11 protein-coding genes are annotated in these 15,591 nt (G+C 38.0%); 9 read left to right on the forward strand and 2 right to left on the reverse strand.

Translation table 11 applies throughout. The features are described from left to right. The first annotated feature begins 111 nt into the window (after nt 1–111). Nucleotides 112–315 (forward strand): hypothetical protein, encoded by a 204-nt coding sequence (locus F6K54_RS24355; RefSeq protein WP_293083093.1) that lies wholly within the window; start codon nt 112–114, stop codon nt 313–315. 180 nt (nt 316–495) lie between these two features. Here the strand turns inward: F6K54_RS24355 and bcmE are convergent, their stop codons facing one another. Continuing rightward, nucleotides 496–1,893 (reverse strand): thiamine pyridinylase, encoded by a 1,398-nt coding sequence (bcmE, locus tag F6K54_RS24360; RefSeq protein ID WP_293083096.1) that lies wholly within the window; start codon nt 1,891–1,893, stop codon nt 496–498. 889 nt (nt 1,894–2,782) lie between these two features. Between bcmE and glmM the strand changes: the two genes are divergently transcribed. The 8 genes from glmM to F6K54_RS24400 all read left to right on the forward strand — a co-directional run bounded on the left by glmM (nt 2,783) and on the right by F6K54_RS24400 (nt 14,321). After that, nucleotides 2,783–4,240 carry a phosphoglucosamine mutase gene (gene glmM / locus F6K54_RS24365; protein WP_293083098.1) on the forward strand — a complete coding sequence of 486 codons (1,458 nt, stop codon included), beginning with the start codon at nt 2,783–2,785 and terminating at the stop codon, nt 4,238–4,240. 13 nt (nt 4,241–4,253) lie between these two features. Next, entirely contained in the window at nt 4,254–5,867 is a 1,614-nt protein-coding gene (gene hpsL, locus F6K54_RS24370) for a hormogonium polysaccharide biosynthesis protein HpsL (protein ID WP_293083101.1), read from the forward strand. Between the two features lie 11 nt (nt 5,868–5,878). Then, nucleotides 5,879–6,877, forward strand: a complete 999-nt coding sequence (gene hpsN, locus F6K54_RS24375; protein WP_293083103.1) for a hormogonium polysaccharide biosynthesis glycosyltransferase HpsN — start codon at nt 5,879–5,881, stop codon at nt 6,875–6,877. Between the two features lie 691 nt (nt 6,878–7,568). Further along, nucleotides 7,569–8,519 carry an Rpn family recombination-promoting nuclease/putative transposase gene (locus tag F6K54_RS24380; protein ID WP_293083106.1) on the forward strand — a complete coding sequence of 317 codons (951 nt, stop codon included), beginning with the start codon at nt 7,569–7,571 and terminating at the stop codon, nt 8,517–8,519. A gap of 345 nt (nt 8,520–8,864) precedes the next feature. Then, nucleotides 8,865–10,031 (forward strand): hormogonium polysaccharide biosynthesis glycosyltransferase HpsO, encoded by a 1,167-nt coding sequence (gene hpsO / locus F6K54_RS24385; protein ID WP_293083109.1) that lies wholly within the window; start codon nt 8,865–8,867, stop codon nt 10,029–10,031. Nucleotides 10,032–10,421: 390 nt separating this feature from the next. Beyond that, nucleotides 10,422–10,946: a transposase gene (locus F6K54_RS24390; protein WP_293083112.1), complete on the forward strand. Its 525-nt coding sequence runs from the start codon at nt 10,422–10,424 to the stop codon at nt 10,944–10,946. 74 nt (nt 10,947–11,020) lie between these two features. Further along, on the forward strand, nt 11,021–11,587 hold the full coding sequence (locus tag F6K54_RS24395) for an RNA-guided endonuclease TnpB family protein (RefSeq protein WP_293083115.1): 567 nt from the start codon (nt 11,021–11,023) through the stop codon (nt 11,585–11,587). A 133-nt stretch (nt 11,588–11,720) separates the two neighbouring features. Next, on the forward strand, nt 11,721–14,321 hold the full coding sequence (locus F6K54_RS24400) for a M1 family metallopeptidase (RefSeq protein ID WP_293083117.1): 2,601 nt from the start codon (nt 11,721–11,723) through the stop codon (nt 14,319–14,321). A 427-nt stretch (nt 14,322–14,748) separates the two neighbouring features. On the opposite strand, the gene recR is transcribed toward F6K54_RS24400, so the two are convergent. Further along, nucleotides 14,749–15,345, reverse strand: a complete 597-nt coding sequence (gene recR, locus F6K54_RS24405) for a recombination mediator RecR (RefSeq protein WP_293083120.1) — start codon at nt 15,343–15,345, stop codon at nt 14,749–14,751. Nucleotides 15,346–15,591: the final 246 nt, after the last annotated feature.

The raw sequence follows: 15,591 nt of genomic DNA on the forward strand, positions 1-15,591 counted from the left end.
GAAGTAAACATTATAATAATTAACATTAACATAGCTAAAATTAGCAAAAAAGTTATTTGGCTAGTGTTAATTACTTAATAGCTGAAGTATTGCCCAAGTATAGCATTACTTTTGGGAATTGGTATAACTGATGCGACGAATATTATTGCTCAAGATGGGGGGAGCGATCGCGCCTCTCGAACTTCAGTTTGGCTAGTAGCTCAAGAGTTTAGTTGGGAAAAAACTGGTTTAGCTACTAGGGAGATAATTCTGAATTATATGATTACAGCGCTTTTCAAATTGATGAACCACATCTTCACAAACAAAACCTTGTAGGGACTAACCATGGGAACCTCCCTACTGTGGTCTACCCAAATGAAAACCGCTGTAAGGTTTAAATGATTGGAGCGATCGCTCCTTTTTTATTTAGGAAAGCGATCGGCGTTGGTAAGTATGGGTTAGAAGTGGAGTATCTAGAGTAAAGTTAGGAGAGGAAGAGAAATTCCAGTCCTATTATTAATTAAGCAATAAGCAACAGGCATTGCAACCACAGACAGATGTGTCTTTTGGGGCTGCTGGTGTATCATTAGTCCACTGGCCGTTCCAGCCACCATAATCAGCACATGTTTTCTTACAAATACCAGGAGCATCATCATTATAGGAAATTTGTTCAACTGCATTTCGATCGCAGCCACAAGAATAGCCCTCTCTAGCCTCAAACTTAATTGTGTCCTTCATCGAACTCAGCCAGTCACGAGAGTTTTCGTTCAGCTTGAACATAATCGGATCGTTCTCATCAATCAAATTCTGCATCTTATTATAGAGCGGATCTTGATCTTTTAGTTTCTCAAATACGCTATCACGGTTGGCCATCAGATACTGAGGATAATCATAGTTATCATCTTTTCCAATACTCGCCACCATTGTTTCCTTAGATGCCATGATTTTAGCTAGCTTTACCGCTTCGTTGGGATGCTTAGTATTAGGATTGACAGCAATCACATCGGCATAGAAAACAGCAGGATAATTTTCATCTTTCTCTGATAAGGGCATTACCTTGAAGTCAATATTGTTCCTTGTTTCTTGACTCATTGCTGACATTGCTTCTGTATAGCCAATGAGTGCGCTTCCATAACCGTCGCTAAACCACTTTGCACGCTGGTAAGAAGACTTCTCAGGAGGCTGTGAATCAGTTGCATTTTCGTAACTCGCCATCCCCAGCAAGTCTCGCATATTATTTACCGCGTCGAAGTTAAGTTGTGATTCATCCTGGGGCAGTGGGAAGGGATATTTTCCATTAATGCTATGAACAGTGTCCAGGTAAAGAGTAGCATTTGTCGTGCCGCCAGACATATCAAGCATCAGCCCTCGCTTATCGGGAGGAATGTCGCTAGTGTATGTGCATTGCCCCAATGCCTGATTAATTTTCTTTAAGTTTGTTGCATTGGCAAGCTTTGTATCAGTTTTTCGATAAAACAGAATGTTTGCACAGCCAAGCTGGGGAATTGCGTAATAGCTGTTACCATCCTTAACTCCTTCTATTGCGTAATCAACAAAGTCATCTATACTATCATCACTAATTTCACTTGCACTCATTGCTAGGAGCCAGCCTTTATCTTTAAAGTGATCAAAAAATATGGCATCAAATACATAAACATCTGCTCCTGTCTTTAGAGGTTCTTTTATGTAGTAACCTCCATCCCATTGTTTAGCAGAAAGGAACTTCAAGGAAATGTCTGGTTCCACTTTTTCCCATGCAGTTTTAATAGCTGTTTCGAATTGCTCTATCCTGGGAACGTATGGATATAGCCCAACTTTTAATTCAGCCGGGTTTGCTGATGCTTCTGCTGTTGGGAAAATACTCACAACTATGAATAAAAGGAGCATCAGACAGAAATTGATTAGTTTTTTCATTTTTTCATTTCCTAGAACAATCACTTTAGGCTAGAAGTTGAATTTCGATCAATTTTACCATTATGTAATTAAGACGATTCTAACAAGGAGTTTATGATTATTTAGAAACTTTGCCAAAAACACTACCCCCCTGTATCCATCAACGACCTATGCCACATCCACTGAATATCCTTTAGTGAACTCTGGGCATTAAGGAAAAGTTTCATCTCTTCCATTAATATCATGTCCGGTTGAATAATTAGACTTTGCTGGAAGGAAGGCAGCGGGAGCTGGAGGCAGGAGGCAGAAGGTTTTCTCAAGAGTGTCACCTTGATTTTATACACGCTCCGATGCTACCGGACATGATATAACCAAGAAGTTAACCCAGATTTAGTATTATCCCCTGCCAAACTCGACCACATAACATACGGTCTCAACCATCGCCACGGAAGTGTGGGGAGGGTGGGAAAACAGAGGAAGTAGGAGGAATAATTGTTAGAGTGATTTTTCTGCCCTCCTCACCCCCAAATTATTAGACATCTTCAAAAATTAAAAATCAAATCAATTCTTATCCAGAAATTATCATTTATTCTTCTCTGTTCCCTGTTCCCTGTTCCCTGTTCCCTCTTTTCTGGAGATGTCTATTACTTTTTGAGGGTAAGTGAATTGAAAAAGGCACACTGCAATTCGATTATAAAAAGGCTAAAACTTTTATTTAGTAGTGCTTTAAGATTTATTCAGCAAGCCCTATATTAGGAACAGGTAAAATGCCCATTCCACTCCCACTTCCACAAAACTATTAAAATCCCAAGCGCATTTATGCAACGCCCAAAATTATGTATTTAATCCGGAGATGCTATTCTCTTTGTTGAGAGTGAGAATAACTAAATCTTGACGAGGAGTGAAAATTATGGTAGCAACACCATCATTCAAACCAACTTATGGACAAAAAACTTTTAACTTATCATCCACAGCAGCTAAAACTACATTGGCTTGGAACAACACCTCACTGCCCACAACTCCCTTATTTGGTACAGATGGCATCCGGGGTAAAGCAGGAGAACTACTCACCGCCCCCCTGGCTCTACAAATAGGTTTTTGGGCAGGACAAGTGTTACGCCAATATTCTCAAAATCCTGGCCCTGTAATTATGGGCCAAGATACCAGAAACTCCGGCAATATGTTAGCCATGGCTCTATCAGCAGGTTTAACAGCAGCAGGATTAGAAGTTTGGCATTTAGGTTTATGCCCCACTCCTTGCGTTGCCTATCTCACAAGTGTTTCAGAAGCAATAGGTGGAGTAATGATTTCTGCTAGTCATAACCCACCCGAAGATAATGGAATAAAATTTTTTGGCTCCGATGGTACAAAACTCTCTTCGGAATTACAGAAACAGATAGAATCTGGAATTAGAGGAATGGCAGATTTTCCAGCTATCCATAGTAACTGGGGACAGCATTACCATAGACCAGAATTAGTCAAGGAGTACCAAGCATCTCTACATTCTCCTTTAATACCAGGACATTTCCAGGGAATGAAAATAGTTCTAGACTTGGCCTGGGGAGCAGCAGTTTATACTGCCCCAGAAGTTTTTCAGGCAATGGGGGCAGAAGTCATTTCTTTACATGACCAACCAAACGGCGATCGCATCAATGTCAACTGCGGTTCGACCCATCTTCATTCCCTCCAACAAGCAGTTATAGAGCATAATGCCGATATGGGATTTGCCTTTGATGGAGATGCTGACCGAGTATTAGCAGTAGATTCTCAAGGTCGTTCTATTGATGGAGATTACATTCTCTACTTCTGGGGCCAAAGCTTAAGTCAAGCTGGGTTACTACCAAACAACTTGATAGTAACTACAGTAATGGCGAATTTAGGATTTGAACGTGCTTGGCACAAACAGGGCGGACAAATATTAAGGACAAAAGTCGGAGACCAATATGTTCATGCAGAAATGCAACGGACAGGTTCTATGTTAGGTGGGGAGCAATCAGGACATATTCTTTGCCCCCACTATGGTATTTCAGGAGATGGTCTAATGACAGCTTTACATTTAGCAACCCTAGTCAAAAATTCTGGAGTCTCCCTAGTAGAATTAGTAGACCAAAGCTTTCAGACATATCCTCAACTGCTCCGAAATGTCCGGGTTGAAGACCGCGATCGCCGAGCCAACTGGCAAAAATGCGAACCATTAGTCAGAGCTATTGACGAAGCAGAAACAGCTTTAGCAGATGTAGGGCGGGTTTTAGTCCGAGCCTCTGGCACAGAGCCACTAATTAGAGTTATGGTAGAGGCAATTAATACTGAACTCGCAAGTTACTGGACAGAGAACTTAGTTTTAGCAGTCCAGCAACATCTGGCCTAAAGCTGACTAAACAATGCCGACACAAAAGTCTAAAAAAAAATCAAAAAAGAAAGGCAAACCTGCTGCTCCTCCGATTAGCAAAAAGGAATTAGCTGCCAGAAAGCGCCAAAGAGCTAAACAAATTCAGCAAGCTATTGGCGCTCTTGTTACTTATGGTGGTCTTGGTCTTGTTATTGGTATAACGTTATATTTCGTAGCGGAACCAAAAATAGCCCTTGCTGGTGGTGGTGGTGTGGCAGTTTTAGGTCTTTCCTTCAAGTATCCAATGTTAGGACTTTGGGGATTTATGATTTATATGCCCTTTGCTGGTACCGTGACTTACTGGGTCGGTGGAGGAAGTCCCATATTTCAATTAGCAAAAGATGGCTTCTTCATTCCAGCAATTATTGGCATTGGTATGTGGTGCAAGCAGACAGGAAATCCATTCATCATTCCCAAGGCAGTGAAAAATCCCTTATACATTTTATTGGGTTTTTGTCTGATAACTCTACTATTAGTTAATGGTTCTCAACAGCTTAACCCACCGAGACCAGGGGATAAGCCTATTTTGATGGGAATATTGGGACTCAAAGCACTGATTGGTTATCTACCTTTAATTACAGGTGCTTATTATAAGCTCAAAACCAAAAAAGAATTATTACTTGCTGCCCGTCTTACAGTAATTTTAGCTATTACCTGTTGTTTACTTGGTATAGTGCAGTACCAATACCTTTCCTCTGGTAAGTGTAATGGTACTCGTGGTAAAACCGGAGATGAATTATTTAGGGCAAGCCTTGAAGCTAAATGCTTGGTAGGAGGCGCTCTACTATTTAGCCCCGACCAAGGTACAATTCGTTTACCTGGTACTTTTGTTGCACCTTGGCAATGGGGATGGTTCTTGATTTCTAATGCTGCCTTTACCTTTGCAGTTGCTTTTAGTGACCCCTCTCCTCTCTGGCGGATAGGAGGTTTATTTGGAATGGCAGTGGTCTTTGTTAATGCAGCTATTAGCGGTCAAAGAATTGCTCTAGCTCTAGTTCCTACAGTAACTGTAATTCTTCTGGTACTTACAGGTCAGATCGCTAACCTCAAAAAGTTTCTACCCATTGGTATTGGACTCGGTGTTCTCCTGGGAGGAGTAATAGTATCCAATCCTGCAGTTGTTCAAGAGCGGATAGATAGTTTTGTCGGTCGCTGGAACGCCTCACCACCAACTGCTTTTATTAGTCAACAATTTGAGGAGTCTAGCCATGGACAAGATGGATTTTTTGGTTCTGGGTTAGGGCGTGCTACTAATTCAGCTCGAGCTTTTGGTAAAACTAGGTTAATTGAAACTTATTATCCTAAGTTAATTTATGAAATAGGGCCAATAGGCACAATTGCAATGTTACTCTTAGTAACAGTTATTACTGCTACTGGTTTCAAAGCTTATCGCTCTGTTAAAGATAAGAGTATACGAAGTTATGGAGCTAGCTATTGGGTTTTTGTTTTGATTATTAGCTATAACACTTATTACTATCCTCTTGATGTAGACCCAGTTGCGGTTTATTACTGGTATTTTGCTGGGGTAGTTTTCAGGTTGCCAGCAATTGACAAACAGGAGCAAGCAAGAATTAAAGCTGAAGAAGAAATGGAAAATAGTAAATAAGAAGGAGAAAAATGAACACACAATCTCTAACCGAAGAAAATCAACAATTAACTATTCCTATTTCTGTTGTCATTCCTACTTATAACCGGGAAGAAGCTCTGGTAGATACGATCGCTGATGTTATTCAACAAGATTATCCTAATTTTGAAGTTTTGGTAGTTGACCAGACTGCTACTCATAAACCAGAAACTCAAACTTATTTAGAAAAGCAAGCTAATGCTGGGAAAATTAAATTGTTCCGTCTGACTTGGGCGAGTTTACCAGGGGCAAGAAATTATGCGGTCAGACATTGCAGTGGCGAAATAATTCTTTTTATTGATGATGATGTACGTTTGGAAGAAGGATTTTTAGCGGCTCATGCTCGCAATTATGCTGATCGCCCAGAGATAGGTGCAGTGGCGGGACGAGTATTCGATCGCATGAAATTAGGAGATTCTGGTGGAGAGTTGGAAATAGAAGATTTGCCCCCTGAAGCATCAGACCCCGGTATTGCTTGGTATCATATCGACCTGGTACATACAGTTAAACCTCAACGAGTGATATCAGCAAGAGGTTGTAATATGTCTTATCGCCGAGATATTTTTACTAAGTATGGTCTTAGTTTTGATGAGCGGTTTCGAGGTAGTGCAGTACGGGAAGAGTCGGATTTTTGTTTGAGGTTACGACAAACTGGTTATCAGATTTGGTTTGATCCAGAAGCTTCTCTAGTTCACTTGGGCGAAGAAAGTGGAGGCTGCCATGATATTTCAACGCGATCGCTTAAATATCAGGTTACTTTTTATCACAATCACTTTTTCATGGGATTAAAAAATCTGACTCTTAATCAATGTCTGCGTTTCTTTGCCAAATTATTTGATTGTCATGTGTTGGGCAACCCCCCTTGTTATAAAGGTGGTTCTCCTATAAAAATAATTACCCGTGGAGGTTTCTATACTCTTGGTTTTTTGAGTGCTGTTCAAACAAGGATTAAATCTATTTGGGATGACGGGCAAATTTATACAAGGGAATAGGGAATAGGGAATAGGGAATAGGGAACAGGGAACAGGGAATAGGGAACAGGGAGGAATAATTGATAATTTATGGATAATAATTGATTTTACTGTTAATTTTTGGAGATGTCTTTAAAGAAAGTTAAAAATTAGAAATAAGTAGAGAAGTTGTGTGCAACATCAGTCCATAGGTTGAAGTAAAAAAATCAAGAATTAATATCATCAGGACTTACGCAAAGACACTGTGTATAGAGTCCAGTAACTATTGTCCAATAGTTATGAATACTATATATAGCGTATCTGCGTAAGTCCTAATCATGTCCGGTAGCATCGGAGCGTGTATAAAATTAAGGTGACACTCTTGAGAAAACCTTCTGCCTCTCCCCCCCTTTCAAAGCTATGCTTTACCCACATATTTCTTAACATAAAACTTGACAAAACTGACAAATTATGGGTGAGTCTTAGTTCGGCTTTTTTGGGAGAAAAATGTATGAAAAAGCACATTGATCTGTGAAATTTTAAATATTTTTACTTAGATACTATGATTTTTTCTCCGTGTCTCCCCCTCTCCGTGTCTCCCCGTCCGCACAAGGGTTTCAGGAGTTATGGGTAAGGGATAGCTTTCAAAGGGGGGTTAGGGGGGATACATAGCGGCCTTCCTTCCACCAAAGTCTAATTATTCAACCGGACATGATATAACACGCTATTTATTATGAAATTTATCGATCCTAAAACAGATTATGCCTTCAAAAAAATCTTTAGTTCTGCACAGAGCAAAAATATTCTGATTAGTTTTCTCAATGCACTACTTTATGAAGGTCAAAATACTATCCGTGACTTAGAATTTATTGATACCTATGAACCTGGGTCAGTAGCCATTCTCAAAGATTCATATTTAGATGTGAGAGCTAAACTTGATAATGGCTCTACAGTCATTATTGAAATGCAGGTTTTAAATATCGAAGGTTTTAATAAACAGGTTATTTACTATGCTGCAAAAGTTTATGTTAATCAACTCCAGCGAGGTAAAATTTATACAGGTTTAAAACCAGTAATTTCTTTAACTATTGCTGATTTTACGATGTTTAAGGAGAGTGAAAAAATTATTACACGCTTTGCATTTAAAGAATGGGATAATTCTTTTGTTTATCCAGACAGCGATATAGAACTATTTTTTGTGGAGTTACCTAAATTTAAGAAAAAATTGGCAAATTTAGAAAATATTACAGATAAATGGCTCTACTTTATGAAACATACTAATAGTTTGGAGGTCGTACCGGAATCAATGGAATTAGTTCCTGAGATTAGTCAAGCTTTTACTATTGCTAATGAGGCTAATTTAACTATAGATGAATTGCAACAATTGGAAAAGCAAGAGCAATTTATTATTGACCGAAAAGGGGCAATTGCTTTTAGTAAAGAAGAAGGCCGTGAAGAAGGTAAAATAGAAGGTCGTGAAGAAGGTAAAATAGAAGGTCGTGAAGAAGGGAGAAAGGAATTAATCCTAAGTTTAATAGAGCGTTTACTAGGCACAATTGATGCCAATATAAAAGAACGTTTTAATCAATTATCAAATAGGGAATTAGAAGAATTAATTAAGATAATGTTAGAGTTCAAAAATATATCTGATTTAGTAGCTTGGTTAGATAAAACTAGGCATTAATAATTAATAATTAATAATTAATAATTAATAATTAATAATTAACAAGTTTCAATTCTAACACCCTTTTACAGTTTGCTATTCCCTGTTCCTTGTTCCCTGTTCCCTAGCGCGTAGCGCTATATAATATCATGTTCGGTTGAATACTTATAATATCTGCAGACCGAAGGCAGAAGGCAGAGGGCAGAAGGCAGAAGGGAAAGAGCAAGGTTAGAAGGCAGAAGGTTTTTTATAACTGATTATCCGTTAGCGCAGCTCCCCCGGAGGGGGAACATGATATAATTTCAAATTTTTCTGAAAAACGTAGAACATAGTGTTTCATAAATAGTAAATTACCCAATAATAACCATGAAAATATTAGTAGCTAGCCACACTTATATTGTTGACTTAAACCGGGAAAAGTTACGTGCTTTAGCTCAACTTGAACCGGGTATTGAAGTTACAGTTGTTGTTCCTAAACGTTGGAATCCTAAAGGTGTACAAAGTCAAATCGTTGAAACTCAATTTATTGATGAGGGTTCTTTTCAAGTAGTACCGATTTCTAATTACAGTGAAAATAATCAAGCTTTACTAACTTTTGGTCCTGACTTAATTAGTTTACTACGAAAATTTAAACCCGAGATTATTCAAGTAGAACAGGGTTCTAAAGCTTTAACTTATGCTCAATTTATTACTTTTAATAGGCTTTTAGGACTCAAAGCTAAAAATCTATTTTTTACTTGGTGGAATTTACCTTATACTCTCAAGTTTCCCATTTCTTTACTAGAATCTTATAATCTCAAAAATACTGATGGAATTGTTGCGGGAAATAAGGATGGAGAAGATATTTTAAGAGAACGAGGCTACAAAGGGCCAATTAAAGTAATGCCTCAATTGGGAGTAGATGAAAGTTTGTTTAAACCAGAACCACAGGCAGAATTAAAAGATAGTTTGGGAATTAAATATGATGATTTTGTCGTGGGTTTTGTGGGTCGTTTTGTTGAAGAAAAGGGATTACTCACATTAACTGATGCTTTGGCAGGTTTACAAGAAAAACCTTGGAAATGGTTATTATTAGGAAGGGGTGAGTTACAATCGACTTTATTAGAAAAAGCAGCAGAATTAGGAATTAAAGATAGGCTAATTTTAGTAGAAAGTGTGCCCCACGATCATGTACAAAAATATATTAATTTGATGAATACTTTAGTCTTGCCATCAGAAACTACTTATAAGTTTAAAACTTTAACTTCTGTGGGTTGGAAAGAACAATTTGGTCATGTTTTAATTGAGGCAATGGCTTGTCAAGTACCTGTAATAGGTTCTGATTCTGGAGAAATTCCTCATGTAATTGGAGATACTGGTTTGGTATTTCCAGAGGGAAATTCTGAGGAATTGAGAAATTGTTTAATGCAGTTGATGGAGCAAAAAGAATTAGCTGAGGAATTAGGGAAAAAGGGTTATGAAAAAGCAATGTATCAGTATACAAATCAAGCTTTGGCTAGGCAGTTATTTGATTTCTATCAGGAGTTGATGTAATTTCAAGTTTTAAGCATAAAGTAAAGATATATCTGTTTAAACACCCACAATAAAAACTTTAGGGAGTAGGGAGTAGGGAAGAAATTTAAAAAAGGACTTACGCAAATTCACCTTGAAAGCTCTATATGTAGGGGTGAATGCCATTCATATTCACTGGATTTAGTTTCCGTGCGTAAGTCCTGTAAAAGATACTCTTGTGAAACACTTGTTCCCTGTTGTATGTATTACTAAATACAAATTTTGAAAAATATTAAATTACTATCAATTAAGGATAAAAATATAGGATAATCTTATAATACTATTTACAATTATCTAAATATTGCTGTCTAGGATTTGTAACTGTTGGCTAAAATCTGGTATGATCTATAAAAATCTGGGATGATCTGTTTTATGTTACTAGGATTCCAAACTGAACTGCACCCAAATAAACAGCAAAAAACATTACTGGCTAAACACGCAGGTGTAGCCCGTCACGCTTGGAATTGGGGGTTATGGTTAACCCGAAATATATTGAATCATAACCACCATAATCCAGACAGCAAACTTAAGTTTCCTACTGCCATTGACTTACATAAGCTTTTGGTAGCAATGGTTAAACCAAAAAACTGCTGGTATTATGAAGTATCTAAGTGCGCTCCGAGCTATGCTTTGAGATATTTATCTCTAGCTTGGAAACGTTGCTTTAACAAAGTGTCAGCTCAACCTAAATTCAAGAAAAAAGCCAGGGATAATAGTTTTACTCTAGACGGTTCAATCACAGTAGGTTTTAATCATATCAAACTACCTCGAATTGGATGGATTAAAACCTATGAAATACTGCCAGGCAATATTACTCCTAAGTCTGTAACTATTAGCAAAACAGCAGATAAATGGTTTGTTAGTTTCGCTCTGAGAAGCCGTACCTCAAATTACTGAAAAGTCTGTAGATGTAGTTGGTGTTGATTTAGGAGTAAAAACTTTAGCAACATTGTCAACAGGGGAAGTATTCGATGGTGCTAAACATATGCAAAAAGTTAGAATCCAAACTATCACGATTACAATACCTAAACAGACATAAAACTAAGTTCTCCAATAACTGGAAAAAAGCGCAGCTAAAAATAGCGGCGTTGCATAATAGAATAGCTAATATCAGGAAAGATACATTGCATAAACTAACAACCTATTTGGCTAAAAATCACAACCCACCCCCATCCCCTCCCGGGAGGGGAGCTAGAGGGGTGGGTGAAGACCTTAATGTATCAGGAATGATGTCAAATCACAAGCTAGCTAAGGCCGTTGCTGATATGGGTTTTTATGAGTTTCGTAGACAGCTAGAATACAAGTGTGAGTTATATGGTGCTGAGTTAATTATCGTTAATAGATGGTTTCCCAGTTCTAAGACTTGTAGTAGGTGTGGAACTGTTAAAGAGTCTTTATTGTTATCAGAGCGCGTTTTTAATTGCGAACATTGCGGTTTTAATTGCGAACGAGATTTGAATGCAGCGTTAAATCTAGCTATGGCGGGCAGTTTGTCCGTGACAGCTTGTGGACTGGATAACGCCGACGTTGCCAGGTAGAAGCAAGAATAGAACAGATAATTATAGATTTCTATAGATTATCGTAGGTTTCTAAGAACGGTTACGGCTCAAACGACTAAAAGATATACTAGATTTTTGTCCAATACATATATATTTCAATAAATCACATCGAATGTCCAATATCTACTTTGATTCTGAAAATAATTCCAAATCTTTTGAGTTACCAGGTGCTAAACCCCATTATAATCCTGATCGTCCAGGCCAAGTAGAACATATTTTCCTTGATCTAGAACTCGACATTCCTAACCACAGTTTTCATGGCAATTGTATCATTAGTTTAAACCCTGTACGGAGTGGGATTGATAAATTAACTCTTGATGCAGTTGACTTAGAAATTAAATCTATTAAAGTTAACGACACTGAACAAACTTTTGACTACGACGGCAATGAATTACAGATTTATCTGCAACCAGCTACTGAAGCAGGTAAACAAATAAAAGTGGCGATCGCCTACGCTGCCAACAACCCTCAACGAGGTATCTATTTCATCACTCCCGACAAACATTATCCAAACAAACCCACCCAAGTCTGGACTCAAGGTGAAGATGAAGACTCTCGTTACTGGTTTCCCTGTTTTGACTATCCCGGACAACTATCGACATCAGAAATTCGTGTCAAAGTACCCCATAAATTTATCGCTATCTCCAATGGTGAACTTATCAAAACTGAAGAAAATGAAGACAGCAAAACTTATCATTGGATGCAAAAACAAGTTCATCCTACATATTTAATGACCTTAGCAGTGGGTAAATTTGTTGAAATTCAAGATGAATGGAATGGTATTCCTGTTACTTATTATGTAGAAAAAAAACGTCAAGATGATGCTCTACGAACTATGGGCAAAACTCCTCAAATGATAGAATTTTTTAGTCAAGAATTTGGCTATAAATATCCCTATCCTAAATATGCTCAAGTTTGCGTTAATGAGTTTATTTTTGGAGGAATGGAAAATACCTCTACAACTTTACTCACAGATAGATGTTTACTAGATGAAAGAGCAGCCTTAGATAACCGTAATGCTGAAAGTTTAGTGGCTCACGAACTTGCTCATCAATGGTTTGGCGATTTAATTGTCATTAAACATTGGTCTCATGCCTGGATTAAAGAAGGAATGGCTACCTACTCAGAAGTATTATGGACAAAGCATGAATATGGTAAAGATGATGCTGCTTATTATCTATTGAAAGAAGCTCGAAGTTATATTGCTGAGGATAAATCTCGCTATCGTCGTCCGATTGTTACTAATGTTTATCGGGAAGCAATAGAGCTTTATGACCGTCATCTTTATGAAAAAGCTGCTTGTGTTTATCATATGATTAAAACCGAATTAGGAGATGAATTATTTACAAAAGCTATTCATACTTTTGTGAAAAATAATGCTCATAAAACGGTGGAAACTATCGATTTATTAAGAGCAATTGAACAGGCAACAGGAAAGAATTTACTATTCTTATTTGACCAATATGTTTTTCGGGGTGGTCATCCTGATTATCAGGTTAATTATGCTTGGGATGGTGATAGTAAATTAGCTAAAGTAACAGTCAAACAAACTATAGTTAAAAACGATCAAAATGGGAATTCAAGTAAAGAATTATTTGACCTAAAAATCCCTATTGCTTTTGGTTATCTCAAAGAAGAAAAACCAGAATTGATAACCTTCACTGTTCGAGTACACGAGCAGGAACAAACTTTTTATTTTCCTTTGGCAGAAAAACCTAAATTTATCAGTTTTGATGTTGGTAATAATTATCTCAAAACAGTGAAATTAGTATATCCAATGGCGGAGCTAAAAGCACAATTACAATTCGATTCCGACCCCATATCTCGTATCTATGCTGCCGAGGCGTTGGCGAAAAAGGGTGGGTTAGAAGTTGTAAAAGTATTATCAAAAGCTTTGATAGAGGAATCTTTTTGGGGCGTGCGCCTTGAGGTGGTGAAGCAACTGGCAAAAATTCAACTAGACCAGGTTTTTGAGAGTTTGGTTACAGGTTTAAAAGACGAAGATGCTCGGGTGCGTCGTGCTGTGGTGGAAGCACTAACACAAATAAAAACTAATAAAAGTTATCAGCAACTAAAATCTATAGTGAAAAATGGCGATGCTAGCTATTATGTAGAAGCTGCTGCTGTGTCTGGAATTGGAGATATTGCTGCTGCCAATGCTAACTCTGATCGAAAGCCTACTGAGGAAAAGGTAATTAAATTGTTGAAGTGGGTATTGGCAGAAAAACGGGGTTGGAATGAGGTAGTGCGTTCTGGTGCTATCTCAGCTTTGAGTAAGATGAAGACTTCTGAAACTGCTTTGAATCAGATTCTGAAATATACTGTTCTTGGTGTACCGCAGACGTTACGTTTGAGTGCTATTCGTTCTCTAGGAACAATTTCTACTGCTCAGTCTCCTGTTAATTTGGAGCGTATTTTGCAACGACTAACGGAATTATCACGGGAAACATTTTTCTTGACTCAGATGTCTGTAGTAGCTGCATTGTCACAAATGGAAACTGCTACAGCGATTTCAATTTTGCAGAGTATAGTCGATTGCACTGCTGATGGTAGGGTACGTCGTCGAGCTGAGGAAGCGGTACAGAAAGTGCAGAAAAATATTGGTTCTGATAAAGCTCTCAAGCAGTTACGCCAGGAATTTGATCGAATGAAAAAAGAAAATCAGGAATTGAAAAGTCGCTTGGAAAATTTGGAGGCTAAGGTTAAAGAATAAGGAAGGACCTACATTCCGCACGATAAAACGTAGCATAAAATTATAAGTCAAAAGTTAAAAGTCAAAAGTCAAAAGTAATATCATGAATACTTAGGGTTTGCGCTCAAAAGTCTTTTTGTCAGGGGAGAATCCAGAATTTCCTAGGTCATGCTCCGCAAACAGCAATCCTGCAATTCAGGAGGAATAGGAATTATAGAAGAGGTAGGAGGAAGAATCTTTGCTTGATTTTCTTCTCCTCGAAATGCCCAAAATGCTAACTTTTTGAGCGATTGGAGCTAAAAACAAGGTACTTTTTCAAGACCTAAAAAGGCTAAAACCTTAATTTTCTTCTTACTTCTTACTTCTTACTTCTTACTTCTTACTTCTTACTTCTTACTTCTTACTTTTGACTTCTTACTTCTTACTTCTTACTTTTGACTTCTTACTTTTAACTTTCTAATTCCCGCCTTCCCTCCAACGCTCGCGCCAATGTCACCTGATCGGCATATTCTAAATCTCCTCCCATGGGCAAACCAAAAGCAATGCGTGTCACTTTTGTAAAAGGTCTCAACAATTGACCGACATATAAAGTAGTAGTCTCTCCCTCTACACTCGGACTAATAGCAATAATTACTTCCTGAATATTTCCCTGACTAACTCGCCGCACCAAAGCTTGAATAGTCAACTGTTCGGGACCAATACCATCCATCGGTGAAATGACTCCTCCCAGGACATGGTATTCACCTTTATATTCTCGTGTTTTCTCCAAAGCAATAAGGTCGCGGGAGTCAGAGACTACACAAATAACTTCCTTGTCTCGCTGAGGGTTACGACAAATTTCACAAATAGGTTCAGCAGATAAATGGAAACATTTCTCACATAGACCTACTTTTTTCCTCGCATCAACCAATGCTTGAGCTAAAGCTTGAATTTCTGCTTCCGGGCGCTTAATAATATGTAGTGCCAGACGTTGTGCCGTTTTGGGGCCAACTCCAGGCAACCGTTGTAATTGTTCAATTAATCTGGCTAAAGGTCGGGTATAAATTTTGGACTTCCTCCGATTCAGTTATCAGTTATCAGTTATCAGTTATCAGTTATCAGTTATCAGTTATCAGTACCAAACACTGTTTGCGCAGTATGACCTAGGAAAGCATCCAACTTGATATAGTTACTAAATCTATAGAAAAATATTCCTTGACTTAGTTTTAATTAAGTGTTATCTTAACCGGGTGAACTACAACACCCTCTATCCCATTGCTAAAAGCGTTTGGGACTGCTTTTCTTAATATGT

This window comes from Okeania sp. SIO3B5 (genome assembly GCF_010692555.1).
In the GTDB taxonomy this organism is placed as follows: Bacteria; Cyanobacteriota; Cyanobacteriia; order Cyanobacteriales; family Microcoleaceae; genus Okeania.

Coding starts and splice junctions, on each gene's coding strand:
- hpsO (WP_293083109.1), top strand. CDS start 8,865: ATGAAAATATTAGTAGCTAGCCACACTTATATTGTTGACTTAAACCGG.
- bcmE (WP_293083096.1), bottom strand. CDS start 1,893: ATGAAAAAACTAATCAATTTCTGTCTGATGCTCCTTTTATTCATAGTT.
- F6K54_RS24390 (WP_293083112.1), top strand. CDS start 10,422: ATGTTACTAGGATTCCAAACTGAACTGCACCCAAATAAACAGCAAAAA.
- hpsL (WP_293083101.1), top strand. CDS start 4,254: ATGCCGACACAAAAGTCTAAAAAAAAATCAAAAAAGAAAGGCAAACCT.
- hpsN (WP_293083103.1), top strand. CDS start 5,879: ATGAACACACAATCTCTAACCGAAGAAAATCAACAATTAACTATTCCT.
- F6K54_RS24395 (WP_293083115.1), top strand. CDS start 11,021: ATGGTGCTAAACATATGCAAAAAGTTAGAATCCAAACTATCACGATTA.
- glmM (WP_293083098.1), top strand. CDS start 2,783: ATGGTAGCAACACCATCATTCAAACCAACTTATGGACAAAAAACTTTT.
- F6K54_RS24400 (WP_293083117.1), top strand. CDS start 11,721: ATGTCCAATATCTACTTTGATTCTGAAAATAATTCCAAATCTTTTGAG.
- F6K54_RS24380 (WP_293083106.1), top strand. CDS start 7,569: ATGAAATTTATCGATCCTAAAACAGATTATGCCTTCAAAAAAATCTTT.